This is a genomic window from Sedimentitalea sp. XS_ASV28 (assembly GCF_041224545.1).
Taxonomy (GTDB): domain Bacteria; phylum Pseudomonadota; class Alphaproteobacteria; order Rhodobacterales; family Rhodobacteraceae; genus Sedimentitalea.
The window spans coordinates 106,263-122,022 of sequence record NZ_JBGFGP010000150.1 but is presented as its reverse complement, the minus strand read 5'-3'; the positions used below and the strand labels follow the sequence as shown (position 1 = coordinate 122,022).

General features: G+C 62.6%; 17 protein-coding genes. 11 read left to right on the top strand and 6 right to left on the bottom strand.

Features of this window, described 5'->3' with window-relative positions:
• Positions 1-119 precede the first annotated feature (119 nt).
• On the top strand, positions 120-473 hold the full coding sequence (locus tag AB9K34_RS15890) for a hypothetical protein (RefSeq protein WP_369955410.1): 354 nt from the start codon (positions 120-122) through the stop codon (positions 471-473).
• A gap of 189 nt (positions 474-662) precedes the next feature.
• Here AB9K34_RS15890 and AB9K34_RS15885 read toward each other — a convergent pair whose 3' ends face one another.
• The gene (locus AB9K34_RS15885) at positions 663-3,038 is read right to left on the bottom strand and encodes a mechanosensitive ion channel family protein (RefSeq protein ID WP_369955409.1); all 2,376 of its coding nucleotides are present in this window, start codon (positions 3,036-3,038) and stop codon (positions 663-665) included.
• Positions 3,039-3,386: 348 nt separating this feature from the next.
• On the opposite strand from AB9K34_RS15885, the gene AB9K34_RS15880 reads away from it, so the two are divergent.
• From AB9K34_RS15880 to AB9K34_RS15840, 9 genes are read left to right on the top strand one after another with little or no spacing between them, the layout of a single operon-like run.
• Positions 3,387-4,553 (top strand): glycosyltransferase family protein, encoded by a 1,167-nt coding sequence (locus AB9K34_RS15880; protein WP_369955498.1) that lies wholly within the window; start codon positions 3,387-3,389, stop codon positions 4,551-4,553.
• Positions 4,550-5,785, top strand: a complete 1,236-nt coding sequence (locus tag AB9K34_RS15875) for a glycosyltransferase family 4 protein (RefSeq protein ID WP_369955408.1) — start codon at positions 4,550-4,552, stop codon at positions 5,783-5,785. The genes AB9K34_RS15880 and AB9K34_RS15875 overlap by 4 nt, the downstream gene beginning before the upstream one ends.
• A 3-nt stretch (positions 5,786-5,788) precedes the next feature.
• Positions 5,789-6,880, top strand: coding sequence for a glycosyltransferase family 4 protein (locus AB9K34_RS15870; RefSeq protein WP_369955407.1), 1,092 nt, complete (start codon positions 5,789-5,791; stop codon positions 6,878-6,880).
• The gene (locus AB9K34_RS15865) at positions 6,877-7,458 is read left to right on the top strand and encodes a histidine phosphatase family protein (RefSeq protein WP_369955406.1); all 582 of its coding nucleotides are present in this window, start codon (positions 6,877-6,879) and stop codon (positions 7,456-7,458) included. The genes AB9K34_RS15870 and AB9K34_RS15865 overlap by 4 nt, the downstream gene beginning before the upstream one ends.
• Positions 7,455-8,591 (top strand): glycosyltransferase family protein, encoded by a 1,137-nt coding sequence (locus AB9K34_RS15860; protein ID WP_369955405.1) that lies wholly within the window; start codon positions 7,455-7,457, stop codon positions 8,589-8,591. Before AB9K34_RS15865 ends, AB9K34_RS15860 begins: the two co-directional genes overlap by 4 nt.
• Positions 8,588-9,355, top strand: a complete 768-nt coding sequence (locus tag AB9K34_RS15855) for a polysaccharide deacetylase family protein (protein ID WP_369955404.1) — start codon at positions 8,588-8,590, stop codon at positions 9,353-9,355. Before AB9K34_RS15860 ends, AB9K34_RS15855 begins: the two co-directional genes overlap by 4 nt.
• Positions 9,342-9,818 carry a class I SAM-dependent methyltransferase gene (locus AB9K34_RS15850; RefSeq protein ID WP_369955403.1) on the top strand — a complete coding sequence of 159 codons (477 nt, stop codon included), beginning with the start codon at positions 9,342-9,344 and terminating at the stop codon, positions 9,816-9,818. The genes AB9K34_RS15855 and AB9K34_RS15850 overlap by 14 nt, the downstream gene beginning before the upstream one ends.
• Before the next feature lie 60 nt (positions 9,819-9,878).
• The gene (gene rpe / locus AB9K34_RS15845) at positions 9,879-10,568 is read left to right on the top strand and encodes a ribulose-phosphate 3-epimerase (protein WP_369955402.1); all 690 of its coding nucleotides are present in this window, start codon (positions 9,879-9,881) and stop codon (positions 10,566-10,568) included.
• Positions 10,569-10,612: 44 nt separating this feature from the next.
• Positions 10,613-11,125, top strand: coding sequence for a hypothetical protein (locus AB9K34_RS15840; protein WP_369955401.1), 513 nt, complete (start codon positions 10,613-10,615; stop codon positions 11,123-11,125).
• Positions 11,126-11,154: 29 nt separating this feature from the next.
• Here AB9K34_RS15840 and AB9K34_RS15835 read toward each other — a convergent pair whose 3' ends face one another.
• From AB9K34_RS15835 to parA, 3 genes are all read right to left on the bottom strand, one after another.
• Complete coding sequence (locus tag AB9K34_RS15835) at positions 11,155-11,562, bottom strand: universal stress protein (protein WP_369955400.1); 408 nt, start codon at positions 11,560-11,562, stop codon at positions 11,155-11,157.
• Between the two features lie 88 nt (positions 11,563-11,650).
• Positions 11,651-11,971 (bottom strand): antibiotic biosynthesis monooxygenase, encoded by a 321-nt coding sequence (locus tag AB9K34_RS15830; protein WP_369955399.1) that lies wholly within the window; start codon positions 11,969-11,971, stop codon positions 11,651-11,653.
• 29 nt (positions 11,972-12,000) lie between these two features.
• Positions 12,001-12,633 carry a ParA family partition ATPase gene (gene parA / locus AB9K34_RS15825; RefSeq protein WP_369955398.1) on the bottom strand — a complete coding sequence of 211 codons (633 nt, stop codon included), beginning with the start codon at positions 12,631-12,633 and terminating at the stop codon, positions 12,001-12,003.
• A gap of 185 nt (positions 12,634-12,818) precedes the next feature.
• Here parA and AB9K34_RS15820 point away from each other — a divergent pair, with 185 nt between their 5' ends.
• Positions 12,819-13,571, top strand: coding sequence for an SDR family NAD(P)-dependent oxidoreductase (locus AB9K34_RS15820; protein ID WP_369955397.1), 753 nt, complete (start codon positions 12,819-12,821; stop codon positions 13,569-13,571).
• A gap of 72 nt (positions 13,572-13,643) precedes the next feature.
• Here the strand turns inward: AB9K34_RS15820 and AB9K34_RS15815 are convergent, their stop codons facing one another.
• Both AB9K34_RS15815 and AB9K34_RS15810 read right to left on the bottom strand, forming a co-directional pair.
• Positions 13,644-14,384 carry a hypothetical protein gene (locus AB9K34_RS15815; RefSeq protein ID WP_369955396.1) on the bottom strand — a complete coding sequence of 247 codons (741 nt, stop codon included), beginning with the start codon at positions 14,382-14,384 and terminating at the stop codon, positions 13,644-13,646.
• A 226-nt stretch (positions 14,385-14,610) separates the two neighbouring features.
• A complete protein-coding gene (locus AB9K34_RS15810; RefSeq protein WP_369955395.1) occupies positions 14,611-15,723 on the bottom strand; it encodes a Do family serine endopeptidase in 1,113 nt (370 codons plus the stop codon).
• Positions 15,724-15,760: the final 37 nt, after the last annotated feature.

The window sequence follows — 15,760 nt, the reverse complement described above, 5'->3', positions numbered from 1 at the left end:
CACGTAATATTGTTTCACGCAAACATCTAAAATTTGCCCAATTCTTATCCATGTAGTAACATGATCATGTTTTAGTTCAGTTTGTATCTTAACGATTGGAAGTAGTCATGAGTATTGTAATGAGTGAACGTTTCAACCGCCCGGACCGCCCCCTCCCCAATCTTTGGACGGAATTCAGCCGCGGACATGATGAAAGCGCGCTGGATTGCGAAACTGCGGTTTCGCTGGCCTGTCATCTCAGCCCGACCTTCAACAACGCAACCGACTGGAGCAGTCTGGTTCGTGAACTGGCCGCACAGGGCTTTGCCCTGATGTTCCAGGGCGAGCGTCTGATCCTCGTGAACGAGGAAACCGGGATCGATCTTTGCACCTGCGCGTTTCTGGGACACAGCTTTGCATCGCTGACCGAACGTATGGGCAAGCCCTGCGTCGAGGCGTCGACGGCCCGGATCATGCCGCGCCCCCACGCGTGACAGGCCCCCGCCGCTGACGCGGAGCCAGCAACAAATACGAAAGTGACGCATGCAGGTTGCCGCGCGAACTGTGGCGCGCAGAACCTTCGGTACCCCGAGGCCAACCTTTACACCTAACACAGGCGGGTGAACTCCCGACCGGCCCGCGGAACACGCTGGCAACGCAAGCACACGGCGCACGTGCCATGTTCAGCGGTCGTCGCCCTCCGGTCCGGCATCGTCCATGAAATCGTCGTCTATCACGCCACGCGCCGCACCGGCCACCGCCTCCTTCTGCGCCGGCGTCAGGTCGTTCGGATTGGCATCCGCGAGGCGCACAGTGACTTCACGATGGGCAAAGTGAATGCCTTCACGCGCAAACAGGGCGCGGATTTCTTCGTAGACCCGCTTGCGTACCAGCCATTGATCGCCGGGCTTGGTCATGAATTTGACCCGGATGATCATGGCGCTGTCCTGCATCTCGATCACACCCTGAGATTTCAGCGGCTGGATGAAATTGTCACCGATCACCGGATCCTCGAGCAATTCCTGACCCAGTTTCTTGATCAGCTTGCGCACCTTCTCGACATCGGTGTCATAGGTCACACGCAGCGGCAATTTCATGATGACCCAGTCGCGGGAATAGTTGGTGAGCACCTTGATCTCGCCAAACGGGATGGTGTTGAGCGCGCCCAGATGATGGCGTAGCTGAAAGGATCGCACCGAGATCTTCTCGACCGTGCCCTTCACGTCGCCAATGTCGATATACTCGCCCTTGCGAAACGCGTCGTCGATCAGAAAGAAAGCCCCGGAAAAGATGTCGCGCACCAGCGTCTGCGCGCCGAACCCGACCGCGAGGCCGACGACGCCGGCACCTGCAAAGAGCGGGCTGACATTGATGCCCAGTTCGAGCAACGCGATGAGCGCAATCGATACCAGCACGATTGCCAGGATTGCCCCCCGGAACAACGGCAACAACGTCGCCAGGCGGCTGGCACTGCCGGCACCGCCTTCGTCTCCCAGTTCGGCTTCTGTCTCGTCGACCGTCTCTTCTGCGATCTTGCTGTCGATCCAGATGCGGAAGAAATTGTAGACGATATAGCCGATGAACAGGATCGTCACGACATCCAGCAGTCGCTCGATCGCCGAATCCGGCAGCAGCCGGTTCTCCGGGTCCCAGACCCGCAGCAGCGCATAGGCACCGGCCACGAAGGCGAGAATACCCGCAACACGCCGCGCCAGAGCCTCGTAGGTCATGATGTGCTGCGTCGGCGCGAGCCCCGAGGTCGGCTCGGCATCGTCGGGTTGCTCGGCAGCGGCTTCTAGCGCTTCTGCGGCGGCGAGCTCGGAGTTGACATGCTCGACATGGCGGATGCGCTCGAACAACCGCTCGATCAAATAGTTGATACCCCCGTAGACGACGATGATCGACAGGAACACCGCATATGCGCCAGCGACGAGGGGAATGGACTCGTTGCGCTCCAGAACCAGGTCGAACGCCAGTTCGAACCAGCCAAAGATCACATACCCGATCAGCACCGGTGCCCATGCGACAGACAGGGTACGGATCAGCCACGACACCTCGTTCGCCTTGCGCCCGCCCCTGATCGCATTGGAAATCGCATTGCGATTGAACAGGATCATCGCGATATTCCCCAGCGCCGCAACGAGTTCGAGCGCGCCGGAAAGAATGGCGTAGACATTGTAGTTCAGTCCGAAATCCGCGATCCACGTGCTGAACATGATGGCCGCGATGCTATAGCTTCCGAGGATCACCGCCCATCGGTAAAGCCGCAGAGCCTCCTTGTCCGACAGAACCGGGATCCGGTATTGCGGCAGAAAAGGCGACAAAACCATCCGCCAGAGATCGGACAAGGTGCGCGCCAGAAAGATGGTCAGGAAGATCGCCGCGACCGTCAGCTGTATCGATTGATCCGGTTCCTCGCGAAAGAACAGCGTGCCTATCAGGAAAGCGACCAGCATTGCCAGCAACGTTCCCACCACGCCCATGACAAAGCGGAAGACCAGAAAAGGCATCTTGTCCCGATAGCCCTGCGGGTGTTCGAGAATTCTCGAAACCACGAATTTTCGCGCGATGTGCTTGCCATAAATCTCGCGTGTGACGAGCCAACCGACGATGAGCAGGCCAAGCGACATCATCAGAACGCGCAGATATGTCGAAATCTCGCCATCCGGGCTTGTGGCACGCAGGATGAACGTCACCTCGTTCACCGAATTGGGAAGCGCGGCAAGTCGGTTTGCAAGCGTCTCGCGAAACTGGTTCACTTCCGACTGCATCTGCATCAGCGGCGAGGCGTGGTCCATCGCCGTGCCCTTGGGCGATGCTGCCGTACCCGGCGTGTCGGAAGGAGCCGCGGCGGCAACCAGCTTGCCATTGCCGTCCAGGACGATGACATTGACACCGCTTTCCGCCGCCTGCCTGATCGCGGCACTCAGGTCGCTTTCAGAGCTTTCGCTCCCGGAACCTGAACCTCCGAATCCGGGCAACGTTTGCGCGTCGGAAACCGCCGCAAACCCGAACACTAGACTCAGAACAATCAGAAGGTGCGGCAGGATACGGCTCATTCGCGTGGGGCTTCCCGAGGATATTTTGACAATGAACGCTACAGGAGCCCCCCTGCCTGTGCAAACCGCTTTGGTCAAAGTGCGGCGTTCCCGGGAAATTTGTGGTTTGCAATCAACGACAGGTCTACTAGTAGGGGCGGTGTGGTCCTGACGCCCCCCGCCGGGTGATATCGGTGACCCGGAGATTCAGAACCAAGGTTGTGGCCGTCAGCAGTCGGCCACAAAGGCAGGCATGAGACACGATATGGTATCTGACCCGCATGCGCGCCGCCTGGTGCTCTCCTCGCCGAGCGGGGCAAGGTCTTGACACGCAGCGCTGCATCGACGGCCCCACGCCCCCCTCGCATCATGCTCTACAGCCATGACACGTTCGGTCTGGGCCATCTCAGGCGCTCGCGGGCACTGGCCGAGGCGATCACGCGAGCCATTCCCACCGCGTCGGCGCTCATACTTACGGGGTCTCCCGTTGCGGGGCGGTTCACCTTTCCCGCCCGCGTCGATCATGTGCGCCTGCCCGGTGTGACCAAACTGCGCGACGGCAGCTATGAATCCCAGACACTCGGCATGGACATCGAACAGACCACGGATCTGCGCGCCGGCCTGATCCGGGCCACCGCCGAACAGTACGATCCGGATATCGTGATCGTCGACAAGGAGCCGACCGGTTTTCGCGGTGAGCTGTTGCCGACGCTGGAAATGCTGGCCAACGAAGGGCGCACCCGGCTGGTGCTTGGCCTGCGCGACGTGCTTGACGAGCCTGCGGTGCTGGCGGCCGAATGGGATCGCAAGGGGGCCATCGCGGCCACCGAACGCTTTTACGACGAACTGTGGATCTACGGGCTGCGCTCGATCTACGATCCGACCGAGGGACTCGCACTCAGCGACAAGGTCAAGCGCCGAATGCATTGGACCGGTTATCTGCGCCGAACCCTGAGCACCGAAGCCGCGCCGATCACGGACCCCTATATCCTGGTGACACCCGGAGGCGGTGGCGATGGGCAATCGATGGTCAACCTTGTCCTGTCGGCCTATGAACGCGATCCCGCGCTCGGCCCCCGTGCGATGCTGGTCTATGGCCCCTTCCTCTCGGGCGATACCCGGGCCGACTTCGAAACCCGCGTTGCTAGGCTGAACGGGCGGGTCACCGCCGTGGGGTTCGACTCGCAGATCGAGGCCCTGTTTGCCGGGGCCGAAGGCGTGGTCTGCATGGGCGGGTACAACACGTTCTGCGAAGTGCTGTCATTCGACAAGCGGGCGGTCATCGTACCGCGCACGGTGCCGCGCCTGGAACAGTATATCCGCGCCAGCCGCGCCGAAGACCTCGGCCTCGTGCGGATGCTGTGCGACCGGGGCGACGGCATGACAACGCAATCCATGATCGAGGCGATCCGTGCCCTGCCCTGTCAATCGAAACCTTCGGACGCCGTTTCCGACGGATTGCTGGACGGGCTTGACTATGTCACCGATCGCGTCTCTGTCCTCCTGAGCAAAAGCGCGGACAAAGCAGCAGAATGACCAGAAAACTCGCGATTGTGGTCAAGGGATGGCCGCGTCTGTCCGAAACCTTCATCGCGCAGGAACTTGTGGCGCTGGAACAGGCGGGACATCAGTTCGACATCTGGTCGCTGCGCCATCCGACGGATACCAAGACCCATCCCCTGCATGACCGGCTTCAGGCGCAGGTGCGATACCTTCCGGAATATCTGCATCACGATCCGGCCCGTGTCTGGAGGGCCCGCGAAGTTGCCCGGACCCTGCCCGGCTATGCGGATGCCTATGCCGTCTGGCGCCGCGATCTTGCCCGCGATCTCGACAAAAACCGGATCCGCCGGTTCGGACAGGCCTGCGTGCTGGCCGCCGAACTGCCCGTGCAAACGCGCGGCCTGTATGCGCATTTCCTGCACACGCCCGCATCGGTTGCGCGCTATGCCGCGATCATGCGCGGATTGCCGTGGAGCTTCTCGGCCCATGCCAAGGATATCTGGACCTCGCCCGATTGGGAAATCGCCGAAAAACTGGCGGACGACGCGACGGGGGCCACTTTCGGGTCCACGTGCACGGCCTATGGCGCAGCGCAGTTGCGCCGGCTCGCGGCGGACCCTTCGCGGATCGACCTGATCTATCACGGGCTTGACCTCAGCCGCTTTCCCGAACCATCGGAACACCCGCCGCGCCGCACCGGCGATCCGTTGCGGCTCATATCCGTCGGGCGGCTGGTCGAGAAAAAGGGGTTTGACCGGTTGATCGCGGCGCTGGCGCAACTGCCTGACTCGCTGGATTGGCACTGGACGCATATCGGCGGTGGCCCGCTGTCCGAACCCCTGGCGCAAAAGGCAAGCGCCAGCGGCATCGCGGCGCGGATCACCTGGTGCGGCCCTTGCGATCAGCCACAGGTGATTGACCAGATGCGCAATGCCGACCTGTTTGTCCTGCCCAGCCGCATCGCGGCGGACGGCGATCGCGACGGGCTTCCCAACGTCCTGATGGAGGCCGCTAGCCAGCGTCTCGCAATCCTGACAACGGCTGTCTCGGCGATTCCCGAATTCATCGAGGACGGCGTGCACGGGACCCTCTCGGAGGACACGCCGGCCGCCCTTGCCACCGCGATCTCACGGGTTGCCGCCGACCCCGCCCATGCGCGGGCCATGGCCGACAACGCGCTGGCCCGGCTGCGCGCCGAGTTCGTGATGGAGCCGGGTATCGAGCGCCTGTCGCAGCGGTTGCACCGCCTGACCGAAAGCCGTTGAACCATGCCGCGCGTGGCCTTCTACGCCCCGATGAAACCGCCGACGCATCCCGTGCCCTCGGGCGATCGCGCCTTTGCCCGTGCCTTGATGGCAGCGATTGCCACGGACGATGCCGACGTGTCGCTGGTGTCCACCGTCCAGACTCATGAGAGCAAGGGTGATGCCACCCGGCAGGCAGCAATCCGCGACAATGCGCGTGCCGAGGCGGCCCGGATTTGCGCGCTCTATGCCGACGCCCCCCCCGACCTGTGGGTGACCTATCACAATTACTACAAGGCCCCGGATTTCATCGGGCACGCGGTCACGTCCGAACTGGGTATTCCCTATGTCCAGATCGAGGCAAGCCGCGCCAGGAAACGTCTGACCGGCCCCTGGGCAGAATTCGCAGCCGCAGCAGAATCCGCCATCGACGCGGCGGATGTGGTGTTTTACCTCACAGCGCATGATCTGATCACGCTGGAACGGCATCGCCCTGCGGGGCAGCGACTGGTCAATCTCAAGCCGTTTCTGCCACAGACGGATCTGCCCGCTGCCGCTGACCCGGCAGGTCATCTGCCCCGGATGTTGAGTGCCGGGATGATGCGGCATGGTGACAAGCTCGCATCCTACCGGATCATTGCCGACACGCTCGGCGAACTTGGCGATCGCGATTGGCGGCTTGATATTGCCGGCGAAGGCCCCGCGCGCCCCGAGGTCGAGCAGCTGATGTTCCCTTTCGGTGATCGCGTTCGTTTCCTCGGCCAGCTTGACGCCGCACAGATGAGCGCGGCCTATGGCAACACCGCTCTGTTTTTCTGGCCCGGTGTCCACGAGGGGTTCGGCATGGTCTATCTCGAAGCCCAGGCGGCGGGCGTGCCGGTGATCGCGCAGGATCGCCCCGGCGTCCGCGATGTTCTCGCGCCCGGCCTCTATCCGTCGCCCGAGGACGGGGCTGCGGCCCTGGCCGCACGGATCGTCGAAATGCTGGACGATGCCGCCCAATGTCGGGCACGTGGTCTGGCCGCGCGGCAGACCATTCAGCGCGACCACCTGTTGTCAAGCGCGCGTGATACGTTCTGGCGCGCTGTCGCGCCGTTGCTGGAGAGCCGGTCGTGATCCGTCTCGCGCTCTTGCGGCACGGCCACACTGCCTGGAACCGCGAGGGCCGCATACAGGGCAGCAGCGATATACCGCTTGACGACGACGCCCGCGCGGAATTGTGCCAGTTCCGCCTGCCGGCCCCGTGGGACAAGGCCGACCTCTGGTCCAGCCCGCTGGACCGCGCACGGGAAACCGCCCAAATCGTTGCCGCACGCGCACCGCGTGTTGACGCGGCACTGTCCGAAATGAGTTGGGGCGATTGGGAGGGGCTGCGGGGCAAAGACCTGCTGGAACAACCCGGATCGGGATTTCGACATATCGAGGACTGGGGCTGGGACTATCGCGCGCCAAATGGTGAAAGCCCGCGAGAGCTTGACCGCCGCTTGCGTCCCTGGCTCGACGGGGTGAAGCGGGATGCGGTTGTGGTCTGCCATATCGGGGTGATGCGGGTGCTGCTCGCCCGCGCGCATAGCTGGAATTTCGACGGGCCGGCCCCCTTTAGGATCAAGCGCAACCGGTTGTTCGTGCTGACCCTTTCGGACCAGAAGCTGATCCCCGAACGCGAGCCGGTACGATTGGAGAAGCGGCCATGAAGGTGATGATCGTCGTCACTCACCTGCTGGGTTCCGGCCACTTGCGCCGGGCGCTCGTGCTCGCCGATGCCTTTGCGACGGCAGGAAACCGGGTGGTTCTGGTCAGCGGCGGCATGCCGCTGGACATCGCCGTTCCGACAGGTGTCCGGATACTGCAACTGCCTCCGCTCCGGTCGGATGGCGTGAATTTTTCGCGCCTGCTGACCGAAACCGGCGAACCCGCCGATGAAACACTGATGACGGCGCGCGCCGCGCTGCTGTGCAACACGGTCGGCGATTTCAAACCCGACGTCCTGATGACCGAGTTGTTTCCATTTGGCCGCCGGGTTCTGAGCGCGGAATTCCTCGCGCTCCTTCAGACCGCAGATACGCTGCAGGCGCGCCCGGTGATCCTGTCGTCGGTGCGGGACATCCTTGCGCCCCCGTCCAAACCGTCCAAGGCAGAGCGGACGGCCCATGTGATCGCCGACCATTACGACGCCGTTCTTGTGCATTCCGATCCCGGGATTACGCCGCTTGAGCAAAGCTGGCCGGTGGGCGATGCGATACGTGCCAGACTGCAATATACCGGTTACGTGACCCAGCCCGCGCCACAGCCGCACCCGGATGGGGTCGGCACCGGTGAAATCCTGGTGAGTGCCGGGGGCGGCGAGGTGGGCACCAGCATTTTTGAAACCGCGCTCGCCGCCGCGCGACAGATGCCCGGAATGCGCTGGCGTCTGCTGGTTGCCGGCCCGGCAGAGCGTGTGGCCTCTTTGCGCAGGCAAGCAATCGGCGGGCACGTCATCGTCGAGCCGCTGCGCCCGGATTTTCGCAACCTCCTTGCCAATGCCACCGCCTCGGTCAGCATGTGCGGCTACAACACCGCAATGGACGTTCTGCAAACCGGCATACCGGCCGTGTTCATTCCCTTTGACGCTGGCAACGAGGTCGAACAGGCGCTGCGCGCCAACAGCTTGTCGGGCCTGCCGGGCATCGCGACGGTACGCGAGCGCGATCTGACTGCCGAGACGCTCTGTGCCGCGATCTGCGAGGTGACGGGCGCTCCGCATCGCGCGCAGGGCGGTCTGGAATTTGACGGCGCGGCCCGGTCCGTGGCAATCGCCACCGAGATGCTAGAGGCACGTGGATGACCCCGGACTGGACGCCCCTTGATGCAGAACTCGACCGCTGGAAGGCCGAAGGCCTGACCCTGCCCCTCTGGTGGCGCGATGATGACGCCGTTGCCGCAACACCACAGCTGCAACGGTTGCACGACCTCGCCCGGCGTCTGGACATACCCGTGCATCTCGCCGTGATCCCGGCGCATGCCCAGGACTCGCTGGCCGATTTCACCGGGTCGCACATGATTCCGGTGCTTCACGGCTGGTCGCATGTCAACCATGCCCCGCCCGCGGTGAAGAAGGCAGAGTTCGGTGCGCATCGCGATCTGGACATCATGCGAAGGGAAATCGAACAGGGGCTGACCCGTTTGCACGCGCTCTTCGGCGAGGCATTCGTCCCGATGTTCGTGCCGCCCTGGAACCGCATTTCCCCCGACCTGCCCGCCCACTTGCCCGGGCTGGGGGTGCGCATGCTCTCGACCTTCACGCCGCGCGCCGATGCGCGGGCGGCACCGGGATTGTGCCGGATCAACACCCATCTTGATCCGATCAACTGGCGTGCGGACAAGACCCTGCACGATTCGGATACCCTGATCCGGCAGGTCGCAACCCAATTGGCGGACCGGCGGGAAGCCCGCGCCGATCGCAAAGAACCCTATGGCATCCTGACCCATCATCTGGTTCATGACACCGCAATCTGGGACCATACCGAGGCGCTTCTGGCGCGCCTGCTGGACGGCCCCACGCAAATCTGGACCGCACATTCCGGGGAGACCACCGATGAGCCGACTTGATTCGATGCTGCGCCGCTTTACCGCGCAACGCGACGGGTTGAACTGGGCGGCGGAAGAGATCGCCGACCAGCCCGGCGACGTGCTTGATCTCGGGCTTGGCAACGGTCGCACCTATGACCACCTGCGCGAGTTGTTCCCCACCCGGCGCATTCTGGTGATCGACCGGGTGCTGCAATGCCATCCCTCCTGCACCCCGCCCGCCGAGGATTTTCTGGAGGGCGAGGCGGAACCGATGCTGCGCCGTCTGCAAAAGATGGGTGCACGCATCGCCCTGGCCCATTACGATTTCGGCACCGGCATCAAGGACGACGACGTGGCCGAGGCGGCGCGGCTCAGCCCCCTGCTCGCCCCGGTGATGTGCTCGGGCGGGTTGATCGTGTCGGGCCAGCCGCTCGTCGGTTTCCGACAGGTGCGCGGGCCGGATACCATCGCCCCCGACCGCTACCTGTTCTATCGCAGCTGACCCTTCCTCATGTGCTTCTGCGTCGCTATATCGTGAGCAATCCAGCCCAAAGGTGCCCCAATGACTTTCGACCGCAAGATCAAGATCGCTCCGTCCATCCTCGCCGCCGATTTCGCCAATTTCGGAGCCGAGTGCGCGGCCATCGAAGCGCAGGGCGCGGACTGGGTACATGTCGACGTGATGGATGGGCATTTCGTCCCCAACATCACCTTTGGCCCGGCCACCTGCGCCGCGATCCGACCGCATATCAAGGGCGTGATGGACGTGCATCTGATGATCGCGCCGGTTGACCCCTATATCGATGCCTTTGCCGCCGTCGGGGCGGATGTGATCACGGCCCATATCGAGGCCGGACCGCATATTCACCGCACCCTGCAGGCGATCCGCGCCGCCGGTGCCAGGGCCGGTGTCGCAGTGAACCCCGGCACACCGGCGAGTGCGGTCGAGCCCTTGCTCGACATGATCGACCTGGTCTGCGTGATGACGGTCAATCCCGGATTTGGCGGGCAGAAGTTCATCGACATGACCGACAAGATCCGCGCGCTGCGCCGCATGATCGGGGATCGCCCGATACATATCGAAATCGACGGTGGCGTTGATCCCGACACCGCGCCGCTGGTGGCGCGTGCCGGAGCGGATGTGCTGGTGGCCGGATCGGCGGTGTTTAAGGGCGGATCGGTCAGCAACCCGGCCCCCTATGGCGACAATATCCGCGCCATTCGTGCCGCCGCGGAAGGTGTCTATGCCTGACCAGCCGGCAGGTTCGCCGCACTGACCCCGGGAGGTTTATACCCATGTCCCGCCTTTTACCCGCACTTCTGTCCCTCATGCTGGCGGCCAGCGGCGCGCTGGCACAGGGCTATGGCTATGACAGCAGCAGCAAGACCGGGCTGAATGATCGCACGACCGATCGTGTGGTTCGGCTGCTGGAGCAGGGATTGCGCCAATGTCAGGCGCTGGACCCGGTCTATCGCTACGACTGCTATCGTCAGAATTATCGCGCAGCCGGGCAACAGTTGGACCGAAATCCCGCCTACGCACCGGCGCGGCAGGCGCTGCGCGACGTGGAAAGCACATTGTCGGATGTTCTGAAAACAAGCGCGGATCCCGCCGCCAAACCCGAACGCCGTCAAGGCAAGCGCTTTGCGGCGATTACCACGGCGGCCATCCCCGGTTCCAGGGCAGCCTTTACCTCGGCGCTGGATCAGGCCGCGACCCAGCTTCTCAGGTCAACAGGATCAAGCCGCGATCACTTTGCCCGGATCGCGTCGGCGCTGAATTCCAACAAGGTCTTTCTGCGCCCATAGCTTCTGGACCATGCTCTCGGGCCGGGATCTCAGCGCACTACATGCACCGCGCAGTTCGCATGCCGTACCACCTGCGCCGCCGTCGACCCCAGAAGCAGGTCCTGCATGCCGGGACGATGCGATGCGATGATGATCAGATCAGGTGAATTCTGTTCGGCCCAGTCCAGAATAGAACGGCCAGAATGCCCCTCTATCACGATCCCCTGGGCATTGGGCAGGGTTGCGGCCATCTCGCTCAACTGCTCCTGAATGGCCTCGCGCGCCGCCTTCAGGTAGTCATCGGGCATGTATGAGATCGCATAGCCCGGAATGTGCTCGACCACATGCAACAGCGTGACCTGTGCATCCGGGGTCGCAAGCAACTGGGCCAGCTTGAGCGGACCGGACGTATCCCGGTCGGCATCAAAAGAGATTGGTACGAGGATATTCCGGTACATTGAAATGTCTCCTGTTTTCAGGGATAGCCTGCATCTTGCACGCAGGCATATCCTTGATCCAAATCATGAAGCCAGGCAATATGCCTCTTCAGCCGAATGTCGCGGCGACTTCGTACATCACCGGCTCGAAGGATCGGCAAAGTTCGTTTATCTTGCGATTCCGCGCACGCATTTCCTCGCTGCGCAGCATGGCCTGAAAATCCTCGCGCCGGTTCCATTGCGAATAGTTGGCGATCCGTGTCTGGGCATCGTTGACATGCAGGCTGGCGGCAATAAAGCCCGGTTGCTTGCTGATGAATGCCTCGTAGGCCTCGGTCAGCGCATCGAGTAAATCGTGGCAGGTGCCCGGCGACATTTCGAAAGTGGTAATGACGGTCTGGTGGCCGCTGTCTTTGATGATGGTTTGCATGGCTTTTCCTTCGCTACGGGGTCAGCCTATCACACCCGCGCCAACCGTGACGAAATTTCCTGAACCAGAACCTGCATTTCCGCATGTGCCGGTCCCTTCGGCGCTTCGAGCACCGCGCGCCCCTGCCCCAGCGTTTCTGCATAGACGACGCGATTGTTCATGGGCGCGTCCACGATCTCGGCTGCCAGTTCCGCTGCCTTCTCCCCGACATCCACCGAAAGCCGTGTTCCCGCCCTGGCGCGCGTCATGACCATGACGGCGGGCTTGTCGGCGCGCTCCGCAAGCTCGAGCACCGCTTCCACCGCCCAGAGATCCACATGCGATGTCGCGACCGGTACCAGCACAAGGTCGGCGGCCCTCAGCGCGGGGCGAAGATCGCTGTCTGCCTTGGGAGGTGTGTCGATGATCACGATGTCATGACTCTCCGCCAGCTTCCGGCATTCGTAGGAAATGCCCCAGGCCGAGGCCGTCGCGAATTCGATACCCGGATCCTCCATCGCCTCCAGCCGCATCATGAACCAGCGTCCCGCGCTGCCTTGCGGATCGGTGTCGATCAACGCCACCGATTTGCCCTCGCGCGCAAACCCTACTGCGAGGTTCACGGCGAGCGTCGTCTTGCCAGAGCCGCCCTTTTGCTGCGCAATTGCAATGACGTGCCCCATGTATGCTCCTCCGGAATGCTGCGACGCAGATTAACCGCTTGCTGCAATGGCGCAATGGGCAATCCGCCCGCCGGCCGGCAATGAGTCCGGGGATGTTCATGCACATCCAGAAAAAGGGGATTGAGCTTGGCGCGCTGCCCGGACGAAGGTGGCGCGAGCACAATGAAATCGGAGAGTAGTCAAAAATGCCGGAAAAAGTCGCACTCGTCACGGGCGCAGCGCGGGGAATTGGCCTTGCAACGACGCAATTGTTCCTCGAGCAAGGCTGGCGCGTGGCCATGGTCGACCGGGACGGCGACGCGCTCGCCGATGCCGCCGCCGGTCTGAACCAAGCCAGCCCGTTTGAACATGACGTCTCGGTCCCGGAACAGGTCGATGCTATGGTCGCCGATGTCCGCAAGACCTTTGGCCGGATCGACGCGGTGGTGAACAATGCCGGCGTCGCCGATTTCGGCCCCATCGAGGAAACCGATTTCGCCCGCTGGCGCACGGTCATGGCGACCAATCTGGACGGTGTGTTTCTGGTATCGCAGGCCTGCATTTCCGCCCTTCGCGAGACCCGCGGCGCTCTGGTGAATATCGCATCGATTTCCGGATTGCGCGCCTCTACCCTGAGAGTGGCCTATGGCACGTCAAAGGCCGCCGTGATCCAGCTGACCAAGCAACAGGCCGCAGAACTGGGCGAATACGGCATCCGCGCCAATTGCGTCTGTCCCGGCCCGGTGCGCACCAAACTCGCCATCGCCGTGCACTCTCCCGAGATCATCGCGAGCTATCACGATGCGATCCCGCTCAACCGGTATGGATCGGAACGCGAAATCGCCGAAGTCATCACGTTTCTCTGCTCTGAGCGGGCCAGCTATGTCACCGGCCAGATCATTGCAGCAGATGGTGGTTTCGAAAGCACGGGTGTCGGCCTGCCCGCCCTGCGCACTTGAGGCGCTTTTATTCCAATCTCTCAATATCAGAACGCCGACCGTCGTGCGGTTTTCAACCCGGCTTTTATCCAGTCAGAAACGGAAACCGGCGGCGATGAACGGGCCGGACAGTGTGATCTCGTTGGGCCGCCCGCCAATATCATGCTGCAGGTTCATGCTGCGATAGCCGAAAGCGGCAGACCACCTGTCGTTGAACTGATAGCGGACGCTGGCCAGAGCCTGCCATGTCTCGTCATCCGAGCCCATTCCCCCGAAATCGACCAAGGCGGTTGCAGACCATGCATCATTGAAGGGCACGGTCACACGCGCCGCCAGCACCGGATCAACCCAGCTGTCACCAATGGAGTTGGTCCGCGAAACACCCAGCGACCCGGGCGAGAAGGTCGTGCCCATTTCGACATCGAACCAGCGAAGCCCGGCACCCGCATCAAGCTGCACCCCCGGCGTCGAATGAAACCGATAGAGCGCGAGGCCGGTCACCTGCGTCAGCCGCGTGTCCACAACTGCCTGCGAAAACGCCCCGCCAAACGGCGCGTCCCGCGTCGCCGAAAGCTTGCTGTAGACCCCGTCCAGAACAAAGCCCCAGCGTCCGCGCCGCGCTTCGAACGCCGCCATCAGCGAACCGTCGAGTTTCTCCAGCACATCCTTGCTGCTGCGTTCGCTATTCAACGTGCCCAGTTCGGTCTCAACGGAGGTATCCAGCCCCGCAAACCAGCCATACAGGGTTGCAGAATAGCTCCAGTCTGGCGTCTCGGCACGGACCGCCCCCGTCAAAAGCAACAACGCGCCGATTATCGAAGCTGTCCGCAACATGTCCAAACCCTGTGATCCGGACATCCCCATGTATCCGATTCGCCCCATTATTAGAGAGAGTCGGGCCGAAAGTGGACAACATTTTCAACGGCCTGCCAGATCGGCATGGGTTTGCGCGAGCATGTAAGAAAACGCAATCGCGGCCCGCCACCGGACCGCGATATGTCTTTGTATACCGCGCCGTCCACCGATGGGCCCGACGCCCACCGATGGATCGCGAAATGCCCTAGGCGTCCTGTTCGCCCAATGTGCCAACCGTGACTTCGCGGGTGATGATCTCGCCTTTGCGCAGGATTTCCACGTCGGCGGATTCGTCAGGCGCGGTGTCGGCAACGGCTCGGGTCAGATCACGCAGCTCCTCGATCCGGGTCCCGTTGAAGGACAGGATGATGTCACCCTTCTGAAGGCCGCCTTTCCTGGCCGGACTGTCGGCGCTGACCGCTTCGATCACCGCCCCCTTGGGTCCATCATATCCCAGCACCGATGCCACCTCGTCCGACATCGGACGTATCTGGACGCCAAGCCAGCCGCGCGTGATCGTGCCGTCGTCCTGCAGATCGGCCACCACTGTCTGCACCAGATCCGAAGGCACCGCGAAACCGATCCCCACGGACCCACCATCAGGCGAGAAGATCGCGGTATTCACACCGATGACCTCGCCGTCATTGTTGAAAAGCGGACCGCCGGAATTGCCCCGGTTGATCGCCGCGTCGGTCTGGATGAAGTCGTCATATGGCCCGGAATGGATATCGCGCGACATTGCCGAGATGATACCCGATGTGACGGTGCCGCCCAGACCGAAAGGATTGCCCACGGCAACCACCTCGTCACCGGCGCGCATGCTGTCGGAATCGCCAAATTTGACAACGGGCAGTTTTTCATCGGTCTCAAGCTGCAACAGCGCGACATCCGTCAACGGGTCGCTGCCGATCACGTCGGCGCGGAAACTGCGCCCGTCCGCGAGCTTTACCGTCACGCTGTCGGCACCATCCACCACGTGATGATTTGTGACGATCTGCCCGTCCTCGGAAATGATGAAGCCCGAGCCGACCCCTTTTTGCGGAACGCCCCCGCCATTTTGGGGGATCATCTTTTCAAAGCGCTTGCGGAACTCTTCCGGCATACCCTGTGGCAACCCGCCCGCTGGCGCCATGCCGGCATCCTTGCTGGTCACTTCGATGAAGACGACACTGGGCGAAACCGCCTCGACCAGATCGCCATATCCGCCCGGCGGAACCGCCAATGCGGTGCCGGGCGCGAGAGCAAGCAGGCTGGTCGAGGCAAGCGCGGCAACCAGCGTGACGCTGGCAAGGCGAGTGTTGGTGGGCGTCGTGGTCATGGAATAGCTCCGTTGATTGAATTGACCAGGCACAGAT

Bases quoted from the DNA above. Each gene is read 5' to 3' on its own strand.
- AB9K34_RS15880 (WP_369955498.1), top strand. From the start codon at position 3,387: ATGCTCTACAGCCATGACACGTTCGGTCTGGGCCATCTCAGGCGCTCG.
- parA (WP_369955398.1), bottom strand. From the start codon at position 12,633: ATGGGGCACGTCATTGCAATTGCGCAGCAAAAGGGCGGCTCTGGCAAG.
- AB9K34_RS15890 (WP_369955410.1), top strand. From the start codon at position 120: ATGAGTGAACGTTTCAACCGCCCGGACCGCCCCCTCCCCAATCTTTGG.
- AB9K34_RS15870 (WP_369955407.1), top strand. From the start codon at position 5,789: ATGCCGCGCGTGGCCTTCTACGCCCCGATGAAACCGCCGACGCATCCC.
- AB9K34_RS15840 (WP_369955401.1), top strand. From the start codon at position 10,613: ATGTCCCGCCTTTTACCCGCACTTCTGTCCCTCATGCTGGCGGCCAGC.
- AB9K34_RS15875 (WP_369955408.1), top strand. From the start codon at position 4,550: ATGACCAGAAAACTCGCGATTGTGGTCAAGGGATGGCCGCGTCTGTCC.
- AB9K34_RS15815 (WP_369955396.1), bottom strand. From the start codon at position 14,384: ATGTTGCGGACAGCTTCGATAATCGGCGCGTTGTTGCTTTTGACGGGG.
- AB9K34_RS15810 (WP_369955395.1), bottom strand. From the start codon at position 15,723: ATGACCACGACGCCCACCAACACTCGCCTTGCCAGCGTCACGCTGGTT.
- AB9K34_RS15850 (WP_369955403.1), top strand. From the start codon at position 9,342: ATGAGCCGACTTGATTCGATGCTGCGCCGCTTTACCGCGCAACGCGAC.
- rpe (WP_369955402.1), top strand. From the start codon at position 9,879: ATGACTTTCGACCGCAAGATCAAGATCGCTCCGTCCATCCTCGCCGCC.
- AB9K34_RS15855 (WP_369955404.1), top strand. From the start codon at position 8,588: ATGACCCCGGACTGGACGCCCCTTGATGCAGAACTCGACCGCTGGAAG.
- AB9K34_RS15860 (WP_369955405.1), top strand. From the start codon at position 7,455: ATGAAGGTGATGATCGTCGTCACTCACCTGCTGGGTTCCGGCCACTTG.
- AB9K34_RS15830 (WP_369955399.1), bottom strand. From the start codon at position 11,971: ATGCAAACCATCATCAAAGACAGCGGCCACCAGACCGTCATTACCACT.
- AB9K34_RS15820 (WP_369955397.1), top strand. From the start codon at position 12,819: ATGCCGGAAAAAGTCGCACTCGTCACGGGCGCAGCGCGGGGAATTGGC.
- AB9K34_RS15885 (WP_369955409.1), bottom strand. From the start codon at position 3,038: ATGAGCCGTATCCTGCCGCACCTTCTGATTGTTCTGAGTCTAGTGTTC.
- AB9K34_RS15835 (WP_369955400.1), bottom strand. From the start codon at position 11,562: ATGTACCGGAATATCCTCGTACCAATCTCTTTTGATGCCGACCGGGAT.